The organism is Pseudomonas batumici, from assembly GCF_000820515.1.
GTDB lineage: Bacteria > Pseudomonadota > Gammaproteobacteria > Pseudomonadales > Pseudomonadaceae > Aquipseudomonas > Aquipseudomonas batumici.
The window spans coordinates 1-21,146 of record NZ_JXDG01000055.1 but is presented as its reverse complement, the minus strand read 5'-3'; the positions used below and the strand labels follow the sequence as shown (position 1 = coordinate 21,146).

17 protein-coding genes, 4 tRNA genes and 1 riboswitch are annotated in these 21,146 nt (G+C 61.2%); of the genes, 15 read left to right on the top strand and 6 right to left on the bottom strand.

Features of this window, described 5'->3' with window-relative positions; genetic code table 11:
* Nucleotides 1–75 precede the first annotated feature (75 nt).
* From UCMB321_RS20195 to astE, 7 genes are all read left to right on the top strand, one after another.
* Nucleotides 76–1,296: an aspartate aminotransferase family protein gene (locus tag UCMB321_RS20195; protein ID WP_040070196.1), complete on the top strand. Its 1,221-nt coding sequence runs from the start codon at nt 76–78 to the stop codon at nt 1,294–1,296.
* Between the two features lie 226 nt (nt 1,297–1,522).
* A complete protein-coding gene (gene aruF / locus UCMB321_RS20190; RefSeq protein ID WP_040070195.1) occupies nt 1,523–2,542 on the top strand; it encodes an arginine/ornithine succinyltransferase subunit alpha in 1,020 nt (339 codons plus the stop codon).
* Between the two features lie 73 nt (nt 2,543–2,615).
* Nucleotides 2,616–3,641, top strand: a complete 1,026-nt coding sequence (gene astA, locus UCMB321_RS20185; RefSeq protein WP_040070194.1) for an arginine N-succinyltransferase — start codon at nt 2,616–2,618, stop codon at nt 3,639–3,641.
* On the top strand, nt 3,638–5,107 hold the full coding sequence (gene astD / locus UCMB321_RS20180) for a succinylglutamate-semialdehyde dehydrogenase (protein WP_167337453.1): 1,470 nt from the start codon (nt 3,638–3,640) through the stop codon (nt 5,105–5,107). Before astA ends, astD begins: the two co-directional genes overlap by 4 nt.
* A gap of 162 nt (nt 5,108–5,269) precedes the next feature.
* Nucleotides 5,270–6,616 (top strand): N-succinylarginine dihydrolase, encoded by a 1,347-nt coding sequence (gene astB / locus UCMB321_RS20175; protein WP_040070192.1) that lies wholly within the window; start codon nt 5,270–5,272, stop codon nt 6,614–6,616.
* Between the two features lie 56 nt (nt 6,617–6,672).
* Nucleotides 6,673–6,960 (top strand): hypothetical protein, encoded by a 288-nt coding sequence (locus UCMB321_RS20170; RefSeq protein WP_040070191.1) that lies wholly within the window; start codon nt 6,673–6,675, stop codon nt 6,958–6,960.
* Between the two features lie 18 nt (nt 6,961–6,978).
* Nucleotides 6,979–7,986, top strand: coding sequence for a succinylglutamate desuccinylase (gene astE / locus UCMB321_RS20165; protein ID WP_040070190.1), 1,008 nt, complete (start codon nt 6,979–6,981; stop codon nt 7,984–7,986).
* On the opposite strand, the gene UCMB321_RS20160 is transcribed toward astE, so the two are convergent.
* The 3 genes from UCMB321_RS20160 to UCMB321_RS20150 form a co-directional block, all read right to left on the bottom strand.
* Nucleotides 7,983–9,485 carry a M91 family zinc metallopeptidase gene (locus UCMB321_RS20160; RefSeq protein WP_040070189.1) on the bottom strand — a complete coding sequence of 501 codons (1,503 nt, stop codon included), beginning with the start codon at nt 9,483–9,485 and terminating at the stop codon, nt 7,983–7,985. The two genes, astE and UCMB321_RS20160, sit on opposite strands and share 4 nt — an antisense overlap.
* A gap of 58 nt (nt 9,486–9,543) precedes the next feature.
* A complete protein-coding gene (locus tag UCMB321_RS20155) occupies nt 9,544–11,001 on the bottom strand; it encodes a M91 family zinc metallopeptidase (protein WP_040070188.1) in 1,458 nt (485 codons plus the stop codon).
* Between the two features lie 148 nt (nt 11,002–11,149).
* On the bottom strand, nt 11,150–11,641 hold the full coding sequence (locus UCMB321_RS20150) for a 6,7-dimethyl-8-ribityllumazine synthase (RefSeq protein WP_040070187.1): 492 nt from the start codon (nt 11,639–11,641) through the stop codon (nt 11,150–11,152).
* A 127-nt stretch (nt 11,642–11,768) separates the two neighbouring features.
* Nucleotides 11,769–11,940: riboswitch (FMN riboswitch) on the bottom strand.
* 343 nt (nt 11,941–12,283) lie between these two features.
* Here UCMB321_RS20150 and alaS point away from each other — a divergent pair.
* The 6 genes from alaS to UCMB321_RS20120 all read left to right on the top strand — a co-directional run bounded on the left by alaS (nt 12,284) and on the right by UCMB321_RS20120 (nt 17,095).
* On the top strand, nt 12,284–14,908 hold the full coding sequence (gene alaS, locus UCMB321_RS20145) for an alanine--tRNA ligase (protein WP_040070186.1): 2,625 nt from the start codon (nt 12,284–12,286) through the stop codon (nt 14,906–14,908).
* An 82-nt stretch (nt 14,909–14,990) separates the two neighbouring features.
* Entirely contained in the window at nt 14,991–16,232 is a 1,242-nt protein-coding gene (locus tag UCMB321_RS20140; protein ID WP_040070185.1) for an aspartate kinase, read from the top strand.
* Nucleotides 16,233–16,419: 187 nt separating this feature from the next.
* Nucleotides 16,420–16,608 (top strand): carbon storage regulator CsrA, encoded by a 189-nt coding sequence (gene csrA, locus UCMB321_RS20135; RefSeq protein ID WP_002554426.1) that lies wholly within the window; start codon nt 16,420–16,422, stop codon nt 16,606–16,608.
* Between the two features lie 62 nt (nt 16,609–16,670).
* Nucleotides 16,671–16,761, top strand: a tRNA-Ser gene (locus UCMB321_RS20130).
* A gap of 108 nt (nt 16,762–16,869) precedes the next feature.
* Nucleotides 16,870–16,946 (top strand) — tRNA-Arg (locus tag UCMB321_RS20125).
* Between the two features lie 72 nt (nt 16,947–17,018).
* Nucleotides 17,019–17,095 (top strand) — tRNA-Arg (locus tag UCMB321_RS20120).
* 75 nt (nt 17,096–17,170) lie between these two features.
* Here the strand turns inward: UCMB321_RS20120 and bamE are convergent.
* On the bottom strand, nt 17,171–17,635 hold the full coding sequence (gene bamE / locus UCMB321_RS20115; RefSeq protein WP_040070184.1) for an outer membrane protein assembly factor BamE domain-containing protein: 465 nt from the start codon (nt 17,633–17,635) through the stop codon (nt 17,171–17,173).
* Between the two features lie 321 nt (nt 17,636–17,956).
* Here bamE and mgtE point away from each other — a divergent pair, with 321 nt between their 5' ends.
* The gene (gene mgtE / locus UCMB321_RS20110; protein WP_040070183.1) at nt 17,957–19,399 is read left to right on the top strand and encodes a magnesium transporter; all 1,443 of its coding nucleotides are present in this window, start codon (nt 17,957–17,959) and stop codon (nt 19,397–19,399) included.
* A 68-nt stretch (nt 19,400–19,467) separates the two neighbouring features.
* Here the strand turns inward: mgtE and UCMB321_RS20105 are convergent, their stop codons facing one another.
* Together UCMB321_RS20105 and UCMB321_RS20100 are read right to left on the bottom strand one after the other, a co-directional pair.
* Entirely contained in the window at nt 19,468–19,794 is a 327-nt protein-coding gene (locus UCMB321_RS20105) for an Arc family DNA-binding protein (RefSeq protein WP_040070182.1), read from the bottom strand.
* 354 nt (nt 19,795–20,148) lie between these two features.
* The gene (locus UCMB321_RS20100; RefSeq protein ID WP_040070181.1) at nt 20,149–20,340 is read right to left on the bottom strand and encodes a PA3371 family protein; all 192 of its coding nucleotides are present in this window, start codon (nt 20,338–20,340) and stop codon (nt 20,149–20,151) included.
* A 471-nt stretch (nt 20,341–20,811) separates the two neighbouring features.
* On the opposite strand from UCMB321_RS20100, the gene UCMB321_RS20095 reads away from it, so the two are divergent.
* Nucleotides 20,812–20,888 (top strand) — tRNA-Arg (locus UCMB321_RS20095).
* The last annotated feature ends 258 nt before the right edge of the window (nt 20,889–21,146 follow it).

Genomic DNA, 21,146 nt, shown 5'->3' with positions numbered 1-21,146 from the left:
CTGACCGAAAACTGTCCTTACAATCCCCCCATCGCTCGCCAGTTCCAGGCAGGCGTTCCTCTTCAGGAGACTCCGATGTCCGTTGAGCAAGCTCCGGTGCAACGCGCCGATTTCGATCAGGTCATGGTTCCCAACTACGCACCTGCGGCTTTTATTCCTGTGCGTGGCGCGGGTTCCCGAGTGTGGGACCAGGCGGGCCGGGAGCTGATCGATTTCGCCGGCGGTATCGCGGTTAACGTATTGGGTCACGCGCATCCGGCGCTGGTCGGCGCGCTGACCGAACAGGCGAACAACCTGTGGCATGTGTCCAACGTGTTCACCAACGAGCCGGCCTTGCGCCTGGCCAAGAAGCTGGTGGACGCCACCTTCGCCGAGCGCGTGTTCTTCTGCAACTCCGGCGCCGAAGCCAACGAGGCCGCCTTCAAGCTGGCCCGTCGTGTGGCGTTCGACCGCTTCGGTTCGGAGAAGTACGAAATCATCGCCGCGCTCAACAGCTTCCACGGCCGCACCCTGTTCACCGTGAACGTCGGTGGCCAGTCGAAGTATTCCGACGGCTTCGGTCCGAAAATCACCGGCATCACCCATGTGCCGTTCAATGATCTGGACGCGCTGAAAGCGGCAGTCTCGGACAAGACCTGTGCCGTGGTGCTGGAACCGATCCAGGGCGAGGGCGGCGTGCTGCCGGCCGAGCTGTCCTACCTGCAAGGCGCCCGCGAGCTGTGCAACCAGCACGACGCGCTGCTGGTGTTCGACGAAGTGCAGACCGGCATGGGCCGCACCGGCGAACTGTTCGCCTATATGCACTACGGCGTGACCCCGGACATCCTCACCAGCGCCAAGAGCCTGGGCGGCGGTTTCCCGATTGCCGCGATGCTGACCACGGAAGCGCTGGCCAAGCACCTGGTGGTCGGTACCCACGGTACCACCTACGGCGGCAACCCGCTGGCGTGTGCGGTTGGCAACGCGGTGATCGATGTGATCAACACCCCGCAAGTGTTGAGCGGTGTGAAAGCCAAGCACGACCTGTTCAAGACCCGCCTGGAGCAGATCGGTGCCCAATACGGCCTGTTCACCCAGGTGCGTGGCATGGGCCTGTTGCTCGGTTGCGTGCTGGCCGACGCCTGGAAGGGCAAGGCCAAGGACGTGTTCAACGCCGCGGAAAAAGAAAACCTGATGATCCTGCAAGCCGGCCCGGACGTGATTCGTTTCGCCCCGAGCCTGGTGGTTGAAGAGGTGGACATCAAGGAAGGCCTGGATCGCTTCGAGCGCGCCGTGGCCAAGCTGACTCAAGCCTGATGGACCGCCCGCTGGTGGCCCAGGATGGCCGCCAGCGGGCCAAATTTCCTGTACCTGTAGGAGCGAGCTTGCTCGCGATGATCGTCAACGATAACGCGGGGCATTCAATGCCCCGTGGCGACTGGGCCACCATCGTCGGAACGCCGCCCGGAGCAAGCTCGCTCCTACCTCGGTATTTTTTTCTGTCGGTAAATACCGACCTGTTCTGGATTAAAGGAGTGACACCATGCTGGTGATGCGCCCCGCGCAAATGGCTGACCTGGACGAGGTACGGCGCCTGGCCGCGGACAGCCCGATCGGTGTCACTTCCCTGCCGGACGACGAAGGCCGCCTACGCGACAAGATCGCGGCAAGCGAAGCCTCGTTCGCCGCCGAGGTCAGTTTCAATGGCGAAGAAAGCTATTTCTTCGTGCTTGAAGACACTGACACCGGCAAGCTGGCGGGCTGCTCGGCCATCGTGGCCTCGGCCGGCTACTCGGAGCCGTTCTACAGCTTCCGCAACGAGACCTTCGTGCATGCGTCCCGCGAGCTGAAGATCCACAACAAGATCCATGTGCTTTCCCAGTGCCACGACCTGACCGGCAACAGCCTGCTGACCAGCTTCTACGTGGTCCCGGAACTGGTGGGTTCGGCCTGGTCGGAACTCAATTCCCGCGGGCGTCTGCTGTTCGTCGCCAGCCACCCGGAGCGGTTCGCCGATTCGGTGGTGACCGAGATCGTCGGCTACAGCGACGAACAGGGCGACTCGCCCTTCTGGGACGCCATCGGGCGTAACTTCTTCGACCTGAACTACGCTGAGGCCGAGCGCCTGTGCGGCCTGAAAAGCCGGACCTTCCTAGCCGAGCTGATGCCGCATTACCCGATCTATGTGCCGCTGCTGCCGGACGCCGCGCAGGAAGCGATGGGCCAGGTGCACCCGCGTGCGCAGATCACCTTCGACATCCTGATGCGCGAAGGTTTCGAAACCGATCACTACATCGACATCTTCGATGGCGGCCCGACCCTGCATGCGCGGGTCAGCGGGATTCGTTCCATCGCCCAGAGCCGGGTGGTGCCGGTGAAGATCGGTGACGGCTACAAGGGCGGCGGTCGCCAGTACCTGGTGTCCAACGCGCAGTTGCAGGACTACCGCGCGGTGTTGCTGGAGCTCGATTATGCGCCGGGCAAACCGGTCACCCTGGATCTGCAAGCCGCCGAGGCCCTGGGCGTCGGCGAAGGCGCCAGCGTGCGCCTGGTGGCGGTTTAAGGCCGGTATCGAAAGCAGCCTTACAGCGAGTTTCGCGGGCACCCGTCAGCCGGTGCCCGTCTGAGGAGATAGCATGATCGTTCGTCCCGTACGCAGCAGCGATTTACCCGCTCTGATCGACCTGGCCCGTAGCACGGGCACCGGCCTGACCACCTTGCCGGCCAACGAAGAGCGCCTGGCCCATCGGGTCGGCTGGGCGGAAAAGACCTTCACCGGCGAGGCCGGTCGCGGCGACGCGGACTATCTGTTCGTCCTCGAAGACGATGATGGCCGCGTGGTCGGCATCAGCGCCATCGCCGGTGCCGTGGGCCTGCGTGAGCCCTGGTACAACTTCCGGGTGGGCCTGACGGTCAGCGCCTCCCAGGAGTTGCAGATCTACCGTGAGATTCCGACGCTGTTCCTGGCCAACGACCTGACCGGTAACTCGGAGCTGTGCTCGCTGTTCCTGCATGCCGACTATCGCAGTGGCCTCAACGGCCGCATGCTGGCCAAGGCGCGGATGCTGTTTATCGCCGAGTTCCCGGAGCTGTTCGGCAACAAGATCATTGCCGAGATGCGTGGCATGTCCGATGCGGCCGGGCGCTCGCCGTTCTGGGAAAGCCTGGGTCGACACTTCTTCAAGATGGAATTCAGCCAGGCCGATTACCTGACCGGCGTGGGCAACAAGGCCTTTATCGCCGAGCTGATGCCCAAGTTCCCGCTGTACACCTGCTTCCTCTCCGAAGAGGCGCGCGCGGTGATCGGCAAGGTGCACACCGACACCGAGCCGGCACTGGCGATGCTCAAGAGCGAAGGCTTCAGTTACCAGGGCTATGTCGACATCTTCGACGCCGGTCCTGCGGTGGAGTGCGAAACCAGCAAGATCCGTGCGGTGCGCGACAGCCAGGCGCTGGTGTTGGCCGTCGGCACCCCGGGTGATGACGCCACGCCGTACCTGATCCACAACCGCAAGCGCGAGGACTGCCGCATCACCGCGGCACCGGCGCGCCTGGCGGCGGGCACCCTGGTGGTCGATCCGCTGACCGCCAAACGTCTTCAACTCAGTGCGGGCGATCAGGTCCGCGCGGTTCCGTTGTCTGCTTCCCGGGAGTCGAAATAATGAGCACGCTTTACATCGCCGGTGCCTGGCAGGAAGGCCAGGGCGAGGCTTTCGAGTCGTTGAATCCGGTGACCCAGCAGGTGCTGTGGTCCGGCAAGGGCGCCAGCGCCGCGCAAGTCGATGCCGCCGTGCAGGCCGCGCGTCAGGCTTTCCCGGCGTGGGCGAAGCGTTCCCTCGACGAGCGTATTGCTGTGCTCGAAAGCTTTGCCGCCCACCTGAAAAACCGTGCCGACGAGTTGGCCCGCTGCATTGGTGAAGAAACCGGCAAACCCCTGTGGGAGGCGGCGACCGAAGTGACCAGCATGGTCAACAAGATCGCCATTTCGGTGCAGAGCTACCGTGAGCGTACCGGTGAGAAGAGCGGCCCGTTGGGCGACGCCACCGCCGTATTGCGCCACAAACCCCACGGCGTGGTGGCGGTGTTCGGTCCTTACAACTTCCCCGGTCACCTGCCCAACGGCCACATCGTTCCGGCGTTGCTGGCCGGTAACAGCGTGCTGTTCAAGCCGAGCGAGCTGACCCCGAAGGTCGCCGAACTGACCGTGCGTTGCTGGATCGAAGCCGGTCTGCCGGCGGGGGTGTTGAACCTGCTGCAAGGGGCACGGGAGACCGGGATCGCCCTGGCGGCGAACCCGGGCATCGACGGCCTGTTCTTCACCGGCTCGAGCCGCACCGGCAACCATCTGCACCAGCAATTCGCCGGGCGCCCGGACAAGATCCTGGCCCTGGAAATGGGCGGCAACAACCCGCTGGTGGTGGATCAGGTCCAGGACCTGGACGCGGCGGTGTACACCATCATTCAGTCGGCCTTCATCTCGGCTGGCCAGCGTTGCACCTGTGCCCGTCGCCTGCTGGTGCCCGCCGGGGCCTGGGGCGACAAGCTGCTGGAGCGCCTGGTGGCGGTCAGCGCGACCATTGAAGTGGGCGCATTCGACCAGCAGCCGGCACCGTTCATGGGCTCGGTGGTATCCCTCGGTGCCGCGCGTGCCTTGATGGAGGCCCAGGCGCATCTGTTGGCGCATGGCGCGCTGGCGTTGCTGGAAATGACTCAGCCGCAAGCCAATGCGGCGCTGCTGACCCCGGGTATTCTCGATGTGACGGCGGTGGCCGAGCGTCCGGACGAGGAACTGTTCGGACCCTTGCTGCAGGTCATTCGCTACGCCGATTTCGACGCGGCGATTGCCGAGGCCAACAATACGCAATACGGCCTGGCGGCGGGTCTGCTGTCGGACTCCGAGGCGCGTTACCAGCAGTTCTGGCTGGAAAGCCGGGCCGGGATCGTCAACTGGAACAAACAACTGACGGGTGCTGCCAGCAGCGCGCCGTTCGGCGGGGTCGGGGCGTCGGGCAACCATCGCGCCAGCGCCTATTACGCGGCGGATTATTGCGCGTACCCGGTGGCATCGCTGGAAACGCCGAGCTTGACGGTGCCGGCGACACTGACACCGGGTGTCCGGCTTTCCTGAGTCGTCGGGCCTGCCGGCCCTATCGCTGGCAAGCCAGCTCCCACAGTGGTCCGTGGCAAGACGCCAACCTCTGTAGGAGCTGGCTTGCCAGCGATGACCGCGAAGCGGTCGCCATACACAGATGATTTGTGCTTATAAAAACAGATTCGTGGAGCCTCGCCGATGAAATCCTTTGAAGTCAATTTTGACGGTCTTGTAGGCCCGACCCATAACTATGGCGGCCTTTCCTACGGCAACGTCGCCTCCCAGAGCAACAGCCAGCAGGCTTCCAACCCCAAGGAAGCGGCGCTGCAAGGCCTGGCGAAAATGAAAGCGCTGATGGACATGGGTTATGTCCAGGGCGTGCTGGCCCCGCAGGAGCGTCCTGATGTGGCCGCCCTGCGCAGCCTCGGTTTCAGCGGCAGCGACGCGCAAGTGATCGAACAGGCCGCCAAGCAGGCGATGCCCCTGCTGGTTGCCAGTTGCTCGGCGTCGAGCATGTGGGTGGCCAACGCCGGCACCGTCAGCCCGAGTGCCGACACCGCCGACGGCCGCGTGCATTTCACCGCCGCCAACCTCAACTGCAAATACCACCGCAGCATCGAACACCCGACCACCAGCCGCGTGCTGGGGGCGATGTTCGCCGACTCGAAGCATTTCGCCCATCACGCGGCGCTGCCCGCCGTGGCCCAGTTCGGCGACGAAGGCGCGGCCAACCACACACGTTTCTGCCGTGAATACGGCGAAGCCGGCGTCGAGTTCTTCGTGTTCGGTCGCAGCGCCTTCGATACCCGCTATCCGGCACCGCAGAAATACCCGGCGCGCCAGACCCTCGAAGCTTCGCAGGCGGTCGCCCGGCTGCATGGCCTGAGTGACGATGGCGTGGTCTATGCTCAACAGAATCCGGCGGTGATCGACCAGGGGGTGTTCCACAACGACGTGATCGCGGTGGGTAACGGCGAGGTGTTGTTCTACCACGAGGACGCCTTTCTCGAGACCGAGCAGATGCTCGCCGAGTTGCAGGGCAAGCTGGCCAAGCGCGGTGGCAACTTCCAGTCGATCTGCGTGCCGCGTTCGAAAGTGGCGGTGGAAGACGCGGTGCGTTCCTACCTGTTCAACAGTCAGTTGCTGAACCGTGCCGACGGCGGCATGTTGTTGATCGTGCCGGAAGAGTGCCGCAGCAACCCGCGTGTCTGGGCCTACCTGCAAGAGCTGACCAGCTCTGGCGGTCCGGTTCGCGAGGTGAAGGTCTTCGACCTCAAGCAGAGCATGCAGAACGGCGGTGGCCCGGCCTGCCTGCGGTTGCGCGTGGCCTTGAAGGAAACCGAGCTGGCGGCGGTCAACCCTGGGGTTATCATGACGGCGCCGTTGTATGGCACGCTGACCCAGTGGGTCGACAAGCACTACCGCGATACCCTGCGCGAAAGCGATCTGGCGGACCCGCAGTTGCTGCTTGAATGCCGCACGGCATTGGATGAACTGACGCAAATCCTTAAACTGGGCTCGGTTTACCCATTCCAGATCAATTGAAGGCCGGCGCTCTACCCTGGAGCGCGGCGTTTCACCTCCAGACGAGAGCCTGAACCATGAGCGATACCTTGCAGCTGATCCTTGAAGACACCGATGGCACTCAACTGGAAACCTCCTGCACCCGCGTGGCGGTGATATGGCAGGGCAAGGAGTTGTGGATTCAGCATGACGGCCGCGGCCAGCTGCTGATCGGTGTCGATGTCGAGGAAGGCGACGCCGAATACGCCAACCTGCTGCTGCGTCCATTGGCGACCAACCTGGTCAGCCTGCAAATGGAAATGGAGCCGGCGGATATCGGCGACGAAGATCATGTACACGGCCCCGACTGCGGTCACCATCACTGATTAAAGGAACACCGCGCCATGCTCGCCCTCGGCAAACTGCTTGAACTGACCCTCGCCGGTCGTGAACCGGCGGAGAAGACTCAACTGACGGTCGACGGCGTGCGCATGCGCTGGCTGAGCGAGGGCGCACTCGAAGTGCGGCCTCCCGAGGCCCGGGACAATGGGCTGGACCTGCTGTTGTCCGCCGGTATCCACGGTAACGAGACAGCGCCGATCGAGTTGCTCGATCGCCTGTTGCACGACATTGCCCGGGGCGACCTCAAGCCCCGTGCGCGTATTCTGTTCCTGTTCGGCAACCCCGAGGCCATGCGCCGCGGCGAGCGCTTTGTCGAGCAGGACGTCAACCGGCTGTTCAATGGCCGGCATGAGTTGAGCAGTGGCAGCGAAGCCTTGCGGGCGTGCGAGCTGGAGCGGTTGGCGGCGAGCTTCTTCAACCTGCCGGGGCGCGAGCGCCTGCACTACGACTTGCACACCGCCATCCGCGGTTCGAAGATCGAACAGTTCGCGCTCTATCCCTACAAGGACGGCCGGGCACATTCACGCCGCCAGCTGGCTCGCCTGCGCGCGGCCGGGATGTCGGCGGTGCTGCTGCAGAACAAGCCGTCCATCGTGTTCAGCAGCTACACCTACGACAAGCTCGCTGCCGAGTCCTTCACCCTGGAGCTGGGCAAGGCGCGTCCGTTCGGGCAGAACCAGGGCGTCGATGTGTCGCGCCTGGAGCTGCGCCTCAAGCAGATCATCGAGGGCTGCGAGCCGGCCACCGACGAGGCGCTCGATGGCCTGCAACTGTTCAGCGTGGCGCGGGAAATCATCAAGCACAGCGATGGTTTCCTGATGCACTTGCCGGCGGATATCGAGAACTTCTCGGAACTGCCCAAGGGCTACCTGCTGGCCGAGGACCTGGCGAACAGTCGCTGGGTCGTGGAAGAGCAGGGCGCCCGGATCATTTTCCCCAACCCGAAGGTGAAAAACGGCCTGCGGGCGGGGATCCTGGTGGTGCCGTCCAGCGACGAGACGCTGGTTTAGCCCGGCTTTACCCAGGTTCTCGGTGCCAATCCCAACTCTTCACGCAAGCCGTTCTCGGTGAAGGGTGTCGGGTTGGTGTCCAAGGCGGGAGTGCTCGGGTCTGCGTCGAAATCGAAGGGCCTGACTTCCGCCGGCAGGCCTATGGCTTGCAGTTCTTCATTAGGCACCCTGCGTGTGGATTTTTCGTCACGCGAGCCGTCGAAGCCATCCCCGGGGAAAGACGTTCCGGTGACTCTGTTATAGACATGGCAGAGTTCGTGGTAGAGCAATACAACGCCGGGGGTTGCGTCGATTTCAACGGCGGGGTTGTAGTGAATGCTTCCCCCCGGGAGCCTGTCTCCTGCGCTTGTCTCTCTGATGTAGGGATCGCCCAGGGCCTGGGCGTTTACCAGAAACAGCGCATTACTCTCATATTCCAGCGGATTGATCGCGACGGCGATGCCCTGTTCTCTGGCCGTTTTATTCAGCACCGATAAAAGCTGGCGTCCCCGGGGAGAGCCGCTCAGCAGCCTCAGGTCGTCATTGACCCGATCCTGGAATGCCGCTGAACCGTTGACCACGATACCGGTCTGCTCCAGGCCCAGGTTGCTGAGCAGGGTTATCTGAAAACCTTCGGAAGACGACGCGTGAATCCGCAATTCCTCGGCATCGGCGGGTGGTTGGGGGGCGGCCTGGAACAACTGGTCGCGGCTATCGTTGCTGAAGACGTTATCCGTCGGTTTGATCAACATGACCGTGTCCCGGCCTTCTCCGGTGTAGATTGTGTTGCTCCCGACGCCTGCCAGAATGGAGTCGTCGCCGTCGTTTCCACTGAGGATGCTGTGTCCCCGGCCACCGATCAGCAGATCGTTGCCTTGACCGCCGTTGAGCAGATGGTGACTGTGGTCCAGGCTGGCGGTGGCGCTGATATGGTCATTGCCGGCCCCGCCGTAGACCGTTGCGTCACCTTCGACAAAGATCATGTCGTTGCCTTCTCCGGCCTCTATATAGGCCTTGCCCGCGCCGGTGGTGATGAAGTCATCGCCTTTGCCTGCATGGATCCGGGTTTCGGCGCCTTCGCTGTGGATCACATCGTCGCCGTCGGCTGTTTCGACGATGATCCGGATCTTCACCTGTTCATCGACCGTCACCCTGTCCGGACCCCCTCCGGTGCGGATGACCAGTATCTGTTCGGAAGCGGCCGGGTTGATCAGATAACGATCATGGTTGATGTCGACGATCAATTGCTCCCGAGGGCAGTGGACCCTGACGCTGTCAGCGCTATCGCCGGTGGTGAATATCAGGTAATCCAGCGGCGGGTGTCGTGGATTGTAGGGCGTCGAAACGATCTTTCGCTCGATCAGGACCGGGTCATTTTCTGCCGAGAGTCGGTAGGTTGAGGTCGGTTTATAGTCGTCCAGGTATTCCTGGACGATCTGGTAGTGCTCGTCAAAGGAACGAGCGCTACCGTCTATCACGCGCTCGGACCTGGCCGGCGGGATGTCGGGAAAGCTGTTCATGAGGGCTCCGTTAAAAATCGGGTGCGCAGGGAAGGAGAGTCACAAGAGGAGAATCCGCTCAGTCTTCCCGATATTGCTTGCGCGGCGTGATGCCGAACTCCAGGCGCAGCCCGTTTTCGGTAAAGGCCTCGGGGTTGCCAGGTAGGGGCGCTGTCGCTGGATTTGCGTCGAAATCGACATCCAATCCGACGGCCTGAAGTTCTGCATTGGGAACCACGTCACGAGGTTTGCCCGCGTCCACACCATCTAGGCCATAGCCCGGAAGCATTGTTCCCGTCACGAAGTTATAGGCGTGGCATAACTCGTGGTAGAGATGCACGATGCTGGTGACTTCACCCTTGAGGAACGACGGGTCGTAGTACACCGTGCAACCCTTGACCGGAGTGTTGGGGCGAGCGCTTTCGATAAAGGGGGAGTCGTCGTCGAACGGGCTGTCGGACTGGGAGCCGTCCGGGATACACATACCGTTTTCTTCTGCGGTCAACTCCTTGACTATCACCGCAACACCGCTTTTCTGCCTGGCATCGCCCAGGGCGCTGAGCAGTTGCCGGCCATTGCCGGAACCCAGCAGCAACCTGAGATCGTCATTGACCCGTTCCTGAAATGCCTGCCTGCCTTCGACCACCACCCCGCAACTGTCCAGCCCCTTGGCGGCGATGATGACGCCGGGGTCCTGGTGATGGGTTGAGGGAGCGGGGCCGTCGGCGTCATACGCATTGAACAATCGGGTGTTGGACCCGAGATGTTCGACGAAGTCCACTCCTGTCCCCGTGTAGACCGTATTGGGGCCGGGCCCGGGAGTGATCTGATCGTTGCCGTCGGAACCGCTGAGCACGTTATGGCCCTCACCGCCCAGCAGCACGTCGTCGCCCTGTCCTCCATCCATGAAACAGGCGCCCTCTCCGCCGGCCAGGGTGTCGTGGCCCTTGCCGCCATAGACGGTCATGGGGCCGCTGCCCTGGGCACTGACAACGTCGTCGCCGTCCCCGGCTTCGACATAGCTGCTGCCGGATCGTGTAAAGACCTGGTCGTTGCCGGGGCCGGCGTCGACTTTCGTGAAGCCGCCGCCACAGAGTATCCGGTCGTTTCCCATGCCCGAATCGATGAAGACCGTGATCTTCACAGGGTCGTCTATCCTGATGTTGTCATGGCCACCCTCTGTGCGCAGCACGATGACTTGCCCGGATGAGGCCATTTTCAGGTGATAGCGCTGGTCATTGATATCGAGGACCGGATGATCGGTGAGGTACAGGTGCACGTGGTCGGAGCGGTCGCGGGTGGTGAAGAGCAGATGGTCGGTCGGCCCCTGATAATCGGGAGGTGCGTCGAGTTTCTGGCGTTCCACCCTGGCCGTGTCGTCCATGTGGAGTGCGTGGTTGTGGATGACCCTCTGGTCGTCCGGATACTGGTTCATGGCGCCCGTGACGGGTTTGGCATTCTCGTGGTTGCCGTCGATCCAGTGTTCATTTTCGGGCAGGACGGGGGTGTCCGGGGTAAGTCTGGAAAAGTCGTTCATGCTGAGGTGTCTCCGCAGGTGGTGGGTCTCGAAAGCCCTGCTAGGGCGAAATGTCGAGCTCACTTAACTGCAAAGACGAAGGCGGGAGAGCGTAGATAGTTATGCGTTGACAATGACCTGCCGGCCCGGGCCGGCAGGTGCGGGAGGGTCAGACCGCCAGTTTCTGTGGCGCGGGGCGTGGCAGGGCGCGCAGTTTGTTCAGGGTGTCGGCGCAGGTCTTTGCCGCTTCCTGGCCCTTGTGCACGAAGTGATCGAAGAAGAATTTCTGGTGTTCTTCACCGGCGTGGAAGTGGTGGGGGGTCAACACCACCGAAAACACCGGCACTTCGGTGTCCAGCTGGACCTGCATCAGGCCGTCGATCACCGCGGTGGCGACGAAGTCGTGGCGGTAGATCCCGCCGTCGACCACCAGGCCCGCGGCGACCACCCCGGCGTAGCGCCCGGACTTGGCCAGCAGCTTGGCATGCAGGGGGATTTCGAACGCGCCGCCGACTTCGAAGAAGTCGATATCGCTTTCCTGGTAGCCCAGCTTGGCGATTTCCGAGACGAAACCGTGGCGCGCCTGGTCGACAATATCCTTGTGCCAGCAGGCCTGGATGAAGGCGATACGTTGATTGTGATGAAGGGTGGTGGGTTGCATCTGTTCTGACTCCTGTTTGTGTGAAAAACAGGGCGATATGAATCGAATGGGATTCAAGGGTGCGTTCGGCTCCGTGTGCGCTGCGCGCAGGCACACACCGATTCAGCGTACGGCCCCTGGGTGTCAATCCCGTTCTCTCTTCATCCGGACTATGACCGTCGGCCCCGGGATCACACCGGGTCTGCTGACCTTGTCGACCCTGACCGGCAAAGCCGTCCGAACCGTCAAGCGCTCGCGGGCTAGGCACTTTGCGCGCCATTACCGCCGGTGGGGAATTGCACCCCGCCCTGAGAACGTTGCCGCCAGACTCTCTGGCGGCGCCCAGTTTTTAACATATATTTTCAGGGGGTGCATGTCGTCGTTTCGATAATGACTATCGAATTTCTTTAGTAGACATTGATCCGGCCTGCCGTCGATCACACCGGATACCGGGACGCCAGCCGTACGTAAATTGAACAAGTCGTTGCGGTATTGGCCGAATTTGGCCATGAATGAGACTGCAGGCCGTCCAATTGACGGTTTCTATCGTATAAACACACTGTACCCTGGGCGCAGGGCCGATATAATGCGGCCTTTTGCAAGTCGCAAACCCCTTTGGATGTGATGCACTTGCGTTTGGCCGCAGACTCCGTGGAAGAACCTATGAAAAGCGCAGAAATCCGTGAAGCCTTCCTTCGCTTCTTCGAACAGCAAGGCCACACCCGTGTCGCCTCCAGCTCTTTGATTCCGGGCAACGACCCGACCCTGCTGTTCACCAACGCGGGGATGAACCAGTTCAAGGACTGCTTCCTGGGTCAGGAAAAGCGCGCCTATACCCGCGCGGTCAGCAGTCAGAAATGCGTGCGCGCCGGCGGCAAGCACAACGACCTGGAAAACGTCGGCTATACCGCTCGTCACCACACCTTCTTCGAAATGCTGGGTAACTTCAGCTTCGGCGACTACTTCAAGCGTGACGCGATCACCTTCGCCTGGACCTTCCTGACGTCCGACAAGTGGCTGAACCTGCCGAAGGAGAAGCTCTGGGTCACGGTCTACGCCAGCGATGACGAAGCCTACGACATCTGGACCAAGGAAGTCGGCGTGCCGGCCGAGCGCATGGTCCGTATCGGCGACAACAAGGGCGCGCCTTACGCTTCCGACAACTTCTGGACCATGGGCGATACCGGCCCGTGCGGTCCATGCACCGAGATTTTCTACGATCACGGCGCCGATATCTGGGGCGGCCCACCTGGCTCGCCGGAAGAGGATGGCGACCGCTACATCGAAATCTGGAACAACGTGTTCATGCAGTTCAACCGCACCGCCGATGGCGTGTTGCATCCGCTGCCGGCACCGTCGGTGGACACCGGCATGGGCCTGGAGCGGATCAGTGCGGTGCTGCAGCACGTTCACTCCAACTATGAGATCGACCTGTTCCAGAGTCTGTTGAGCGCTTCGGCCCAGGCCATCGGTTGCACCAACGACAACCAGGCGTCGCTGAAAGTCGTGGCCGACCATATTCGCTCCTGCGGCTTCCTGATTGCCGACGGCGTGCTGCCGTCCAACGAGGGCCGTGGCTACGTGCTGCGTCGGATCATTCGCCGCGCCTGCCGTCACGGTAACAAGCTCGGCGCCAAGGGCAGCTTCTTCCATCAGATCGTCGCGGCCCTGGTCGCCGAGATGGGCGAGGCCTTCCCTGAGCTCAAATCCCAGCAGGCGCATATCGAGCGCGTGTTGAAAGCCGAAGAAGAACAGTTTGCCAAGACCCTGGAGCAGGGACTGAAGATCCTCGAGCAGGACCTGGCCGAACTCAAGGGCTCGGTGGTACCGGGCGACGTGGTGTTCAAGCTGTACGACACCTACGGTTTCCCGATGGACCTGACCGGCGATATCGCCCGTGAACGCAACCTGACCCTCGACGAGGCCGGTTTCGAGCGCGAGATGGAAGCCCAGCGCGTGCGTGCGCGTTCGGCCAGTTCCTTCGGCATGGACTACAACAGCCTGGTCAAGGTCGACGTCGCCACCGAGTTCACCGGCTACAGCGCCAGCAGTGGTTCGGCGAAAGTGGTGGCGCTCTATAAAGAAGGGCAGTCGGTCGACGTCCTGAATGAAGGTGACGAGGGCGTTGTCGTCCTGGATCGCACGCCGTTCTACGCGGAGTCGGGCGGCCAGGTCGGTGATTGCGGCTATCTTCAGGCAGCTGCCGGTCGTTTCGACGTGCGCGACACCACCAAGACTGGCGGGGCGTTCCTGCACCACGGCGTGCTGGCCAACGGTAGCCTGCTGGTGGGGGCGCAGGTCCAGGCCCAGGTCGAGGCCGATGTGCGCCACGCCACGTCGCTGAACCACTCGGCGACGCACCTGCTGCACGCCGCGTTGCGCCAGGTGTTGGGCGAGCACGTCCAGCAGAAGGGCTCGTTGGTCGACAGTCAGCGCCTGCGCTTCGACTTCAGCCACTTCGAAGCCATCAAACCAGAGCAGATCAAGGCCCTGGAAGACATCGTCAACGCCGAGATCCGCAAGAACTCGGCGGTGGAAACCGAGGAAACCGATATCGACACTGCCAAGCAGAAGGGCGCCATGGCGCTGTTCGGCGAGAAGTACGGTGACAGCGTTCGTGTACTGAGCATGGGCGGCGATTTCTCCGTCGAGCTGTGCGGCGGTATTCACGCCAACCGGACCGGCGATATCGGCCTGCTGAAGATCATCAGCGAAGGCGGCGTAGCCTCGGGCGTACGGCGTATCGAAGCGGTCACCGGGGCTGCGGCACTGGCTTACCTGAACGCCGCTGAAGAGCAACTCAAGGAAGCCGCGAACCTGATCAAGGGCAGTCGCGACAACCTGATCGACAAGCTGTCGGCGGTGCTGGAACGCAACCGCCTGTTGGAAAAACAGCTGGAGCAATTGCAGGCCAAGGCTGCCAGCGCGGCGGGCGATGACCTGTCGGCTGCGGCCCTGGATGTCAAAGGTGTCAAGGTCCTGGCCGCGCGCCTGGACGGGCAGGACGGCAAGGCGCTGCTGGCGCTGGTCGATCAACTGAAGAACAAACTCGGTCGCGCAGTGATCCTGCTCGGCAGTGTCCATGAGGAAAAGGTCGTTCTGGTCGCAGGCGTGACCAAGGACCTGACCGGCCAACTCAAAGCCGGTGATCTGATGAAACAAGCCGCTGCGGCAGTGGGCGGGAAGGGCGGTGGTCGTCCGGACATGGCGCAAGGCGGTGGTGTCGACGCCGCGCAACTGGATGCCGCGCTGGCCCTGACCGTGCCTTTTGTCGAACAGGGCGTTTAAGGCTGTACCGGGTGCCTGTTGTCTAGTAACAGGCACCGTGATGATTAATGGGCGCCCCTTTACGGGCTGAGGCGGCTTAGAAATGGCTTTGATCGTACAGAAATTTGGAGGTACCTCGGTCGGCTCCGTCGAGCGAATCGAGCAGGTAGCCGACAAGGTTAAGAAGTTCCGCGAGGCCGGTGATGACCTGGTGGTTGTACTGTCTGCGATGAGCGGCGAAACCAACCGCCTGATCGATCTGGCCAAGCAAATCAGCGGCGAGCAGCAGCCGGTTCCCCGTGAACTGGATGTGATCGTTTCCACGGGTGAGCAGGTGACCATCGCCTTGCTGGCCATGGCGCTGATCAAGCGCGGCGTGCCGGCGGTGTCCTACACCGGCAACCAGGTGCGGATCCTGACCGATAGCGCGCACAATAAGGCGCGCATCCTGCAGATCGACGACCAGAAGATCCGTGGCGATCTGAAGGCCGGTCGCGTGGTGGTGGTCGCCGGTTTCCAGGGCGTCGACGAGCACGGCAACATCACCACCCTCGGTCGTGGCGGTTCCGACACCACGGGCGTGGCGCTGGCGGCGGCCTTGAAGGCTGACGAATGCCAGATCTACACCGACGTCGATGGCGTCTACACCACCGACCCGCGCGTCGTGGCCCAGGCCCAGCGCCTGGACAAGATCACCTTCGAAGAGATGCTGGAAATGGCCAGCCTCGGGTCCAAGGTGTTGCAGATCCGCGCGGTCGAGTTCGCCGGCAAGTACAACGTTCCGCTGCGCGTCCTGCACAGCTTCAAAGAGGGTCCGGGCACCCTCATTACTATTGATGAAGAGGAATCCATGGAACAGCCGATCATTTCCGGCATCGCCTTCAACCGCGATGAAGCCAAGCTGACCATCCGTGGCGTGCCAGACACCCCCGGCGTGGCCTTCAAGATTCTCGGCCCGATCAGTGCCGCGAACATCGAAGTCGACATGATCGTGCAGAACGTCGCGCACGATAACACCACCGACTTCACCTTCACCGTGCACCGCAACGACTACCAGGCCGCGCACAGCGTCCTGGAAAACACCGCGCGCGAGATCGGTGCCCGTGAAGTGGTTGGCGATACCAAGATCGCCAAGGTGTCGATCGTGGGCGTGGGCATGCGTTCCCATGCCGGCGTTGCCAGCCGCATGTTCGAGGCCCTGGCCAAGGAAAGCATCAACATCCAGATGATCTCGACCTCGGAGATCAAGGTCTCCGTGGTGATCGAAGAGAAGTACCTGGAACTGGCCGTGCGTGCGCTGCACACGGCCTTCGAGCTGGATGCGCCGGCCCGACAAGGCGAGTAACGCGTGGTCCCGAAGGGCGCGGTTTAACCGCGCCCTTTGTTTTTCTTGATGGGCGTGGGTGGCGGCTGGTCTTTCACCTGTGCTGGTCAATACTTGGGGGTGTAGGGCGATGGCTATATAGCCTGTAAGTCGAAGCCCTTTTTTGCAGACTGTTGTCCCTGAACTGAAGTGCGTGTAGGAGAAAGGTATGCTGATTCTGACTCGTCGGTGCGCAGAGAGCCTGATCATCGGTGACGGTGAAATCACTGTAACCGTGCTTGGCGTCAAAGGAAATCAAGTACGAATTGGTGTCAATGCCCCCAAAGAAGTGGCGGTACACCGTGAGGAAATCTACCTGCGGATCAAGAAAGAGAAGGACGAAGAACCAAGCCATTAATTTTATTTGATTTTTTGCTTTGCAAACGGGGAAAAGGTTGGTTATGATACGCCCCGTGTTGCGGAGAGGTGGCCGAGTGGCCGAAGGCGCTCCCCTGCTAAGGGAGTACACCTCAAAAGGGTGTCGGGGGTTCGAATCCCCCCTTCTCCGCCATTATTTGTTTAGTGCGTGTTGGTCTGGCTTCTTCGGTAAGTTGTTGAAATTACTAGAAAAAAGCGCTTTACAAAAAGATTTCACGGACTATAATGCGCGGCATCAAATGCACTCGTAGCTCAGCTGGATAGAGTACTCGGCTACGAACCGAGCGGTCACAGGTTCGAATCCTGTCGAGTGCACCATTTAAGCGTTGTTGGTAGTGATACGAATAGCGTGGCTTCAACCAGTTGTGATCTGGTCTAAAAACACAAATTGCACTCGTAGCTCAGCTGGATAGAGTACTCGGCTACGAACCGAGCGGTCACAGGTTCGAATCCTGTCGAGTGCACCATACAACAAAAAGCCCGCACTGGTTGCGGGCTTTTTGCCGTCTGGGGTTTAGCGCGGGCGAATTTTCGTACAGGCCCTAGCCTTTGACGCATCCCTTCTCATCCAGCACCACCAGGCTGCTGCGGCCCCTTTTCAGGTTGTAGTGATAGCGCGTCGCGGTGTTGGTCGTGCTGATCCGGTCCGGCCGGCCCAGGGCGCTTTCCACTTCCAGGCGATTCATGCCAGGGCGAACCTGCTGATTGATGATGGCCCGGCGTTTTTCCTGCGCACTCAACAGATTGGCGCAGCCGTCATCGTGCTCACCGACTACGGTCAGGCTCCGTGGGGCTGAGATCGTCGTTTCCGACCGCCTGGCCGGCGCTCTGCTTCCGGGCGCTGGGTTGTGCGCACGCTGAGGCTGTAGCGTTTCGCTTGGCGCGCAGCTCAACGTGGTGAAGGTGATGTGTCCGCTGTCGCTTTCGCAGCGATGGACAACGGCGGCGTTGGCGGGGAAGGGCAGGCAGAGTGCGAGCAACAGCGAAAGATGGCTTCTGGGCAGCATCGGACGTCCTCCTTGACGGTCATTCATCCAGCCTAGTCGCGGCCCTCCAGATGGGGCGTGGGTTTTCTTTTCAGGATGAGTCGTCGAGGGGCAAAGACCGCCGCAAAGCGCTCTGCAGGTTGGCGCAAGCGCTTGTTCTTGCCCAGATTTCTGGCCGTGAAGGGCCAGGGACAGTGTATGATTGCGCCCGTCAGCCCCGCCGGGGTTTTTGGAATATTTCCATGGACTTACCCAGTAGTTACTTATTCTCTCGCTTTACCAATCACGAATTGACTGATTGATCCTTCCGGCGTGCCCCGCTGCTGGGAGTGGAGTTCGCCTATGACCGAAATTGAAGCAAAGAAAAGCCAGGATAGCCTGCAGGACCGTCTTGCCCAGGTCGTTGACCTGCTGCAGCGTCAGCGGGTGGTCGAAGACCTGACGCATCGCCAGGAAGGCCCTCATCACGACCGGGTGGAAAGCCTGGTTCACCGGCAGAACCTCGTCGAGTTGCAGCGCAAGCTCGATGACCTGCACTCCGCCGACGTCGCCCATATCCTCGAAGCCTTGCCCCTGAACGATCGCTTGACCGTTTGGCAGTTGGTCAAGGCCGAGCGTGATGGCGATATCCTGCTCGAGGTTTCCGACTCCGTGCGCGAAACCCTGATCGCCGACATGGACGATCATGAACTCCTGGCTGCCGCCAAGGAGATGGATGCCGACGAACTCGCCGACCTGGCCCCCGAGCTGCCGCGAGACGTCGTCCATGAGTTGATGGAAGCCCTCGACGGCCAGCAGCGTGAGCGCGTTCGCTCCGCGTTGTCCTACGACGAGGAGCAGGTCGGCGCCCTGATGGACTTCGAGATGGTTACCATTCGCGAGGACGTCAGCCTGGAAGTGGTGTTGCGTTACCTGCGTCGGCTCAAGGAACTGCCGAGCCATACCGACAAGCTGTTCGTGGTCGATTATGACGGCGTGCTCAAGGGCGTGCTGCCGATCAAGCGCCTGCTGGTCAACGATCCCGAGAAGCAGGTGGCCGAAGTCATGGCCAGCGATCCGGTGACGTTTCACCCGGACGAGGATGCCTATGACGCGGCCCAGGCCTTCGAGCGTTATGACTTGATTTCCGCCCCCGTGGTGGACAAGAACGACAAGCTGATCGGTCGTTTGACCATCGACGAAATGGTCGACCTGATTCGTGAGGAAAGCGAGAGTGAAGTCCTCAACATGGCGGGCCTGCGGGAGGAGGAGGATATCTTTGCCTCGGTCTGGAAATCCCTGCGCAACCGTTGGGCATGGCTGGCGATCAACCTGATCACGGCCTTTGTCGCCTCGCGGGTGATCGGCCTGTTCGAGGGCTCCATCGAGAAACTGGTGGCCTTGGCCGCCCTGATGCCGATCGTCGCGGGCATTGGCGGTAACTCGGGTAACCAGACCATTACCATGATCGTCCGCGCCATGGCGCTGGACCAGGTCAGCACTGGCAACACCTCGCGCCTGATGCGCAAGGAGCTGGCGGTTGGCTTGATCAATGGTCTGGTGTGGGGGGGAGTGATCGGTGTGGTCGCCTACGTGCTATACGGCAGTTGGTCGTTAGGCGTGGTGATGACCGCGGCCATGACCCTCAACCTCTTGCTGGCGGCGTTGATGGGGGTGCTGATCCCCATGACCTTGGCGCGCCTGGGGCGCGACCCGGCGATGGGCGCCAGCGTGATGATCACCGCCATGACCGACAGCGGCGGCTTCTTCATCTTCCTCGGGCTGGCGACCGTCTTCCTGCTCTGAGCGCTTCCCACCTGAATTTCAGGCAAAAAAAAGCCAGCACTCCGCTGGCTTGAACTTTCAGGGATGAATCAGCTGGCGTCCGCCATTTCGGCGGCGTCATGGGCGATCAGCGATACGAGTGCATTCTGCTGGCGATGGGAGAGCTGGCGGAAACGCTGGAGCAATTCACGCTCGTGCAGGGAGAGCTCAGGGCTGTCCAGCCGCATGCTCAACTCGTCGCCCAGTGCACCTTCCTGAATAAGGCTTTGCTCCAGGCGTGCAATGATCTCGGAATTCATGCTGCGGTGATGGTTACGAGCCACCTCGGCGATGCGTTCACGCATTCCATCGGGCAGACGCACGACGAATTTGTCAGCCGTACGGCTGGAATAAATTGCCTGTTTCAATGGGCGCATAGTTTTAAACCGGTTAGTTCAGGGGAGCGGTTCTCGGAATTGGCCGCAGGATGTCAGTAGGACAGCATGCTTGGCCAAATGTTCAACCTGAATTGAAATGAGGCCCGCATCATGCCTCATATTTGCCAGATCCTTGGCGTCAATTCTGTGACAAATATTGAACTGGACAAAGGCAATATGCCAGCACCAATTATCAGAAATGCGCACTGGTTGGAAAGTTTCCCCTCAGTAGCGACCTTCTGATCGACCATCCCGGGCCTGTCAGGAAGCTTCTGGCCAGTGCCGCACGGATTTTACCCGGCGGTCTGGCCTTTTGCTTCTAATGTTAAAGAGTAGTGGCAATTTGCTGGTTTTCTAGTCTGCGGAGGGGCGCAAGACGGGGTCGAAGCGGATTTTCCGACCAGCGAACAAGGCCAGGACGAAAAAAACGCCAAACAGTCCGGTGGCGACGACCAGTGGCAGGGTGAAAGCGTCGGCCGGAGCCGCCCACAGGGCAATGCTGCCGAGCAGGGTCAGGATCAGGAAGGTGAAAGCATATCGGGACATGGGAGGTTCCTGGGTGGAGTGGGCTCGGAGTGTCAGCCGGTTGGGTTCGCCTGCGGGCGCGACGGTTACCTGGCGCTGATCGTCCAGGGCCGTGCGGTTGGCGAGTGATGGGGGTATTCATCGAAAGGCTCCCCATGGTTGATAATGGATCAGACCGTTTTTCATGGAGAGAGTCGGAGCAGGCTGCATGCGAAGCTTTTTATCAGAAAAAATACTTTTAAAACAATAGGTTGTGTTTTGTTTTGGTGAGCGTGCACTTTGTGATGATGGTTCTTTGCTGTAACCCAGAAGGCCTGATGAAGCATCGACAGCCGCTGCCCCGGGGCGCGTAGTGCGTGTTCGGCACGGCTCAGGCGGTGGTTGCGGGAGATCACCTACTGTTAAAAAGCCCGGGGATGACATGACAAACACCGGCATGCCCGTTAACATGCACGCCGTCCTTCACGCCGCCTGTCCTGGTGGCCGACCGTTGTCTCAGTAGCTCAATTGGATAGAGCATCCCCCTCCTAAGGGGAAGGTTGGCAGTTCGAACCTGCCCTGGGACACCATATATCTGTTGCCTGCTTCTTCGATCCTCTAACGATTCCGCTCTGACGCTGCCTGTCGGTGCTTCATGCATTTCGAATCCTGCTTTCGAAGACCCTTTTGGAGTGGCCGGTTCTGCCGGGGTGTTGCCTGAGGCTTTCTCTTCTATATATAGGAGGGGCGCAGTGGGGGAGGAGGGGCTAATGCGGCTCCATGACAGAAAAGTGAAATTAACGGTTGACGGCAAATCCTACAGGTCTATAATTCGCCCCACTTCCGGC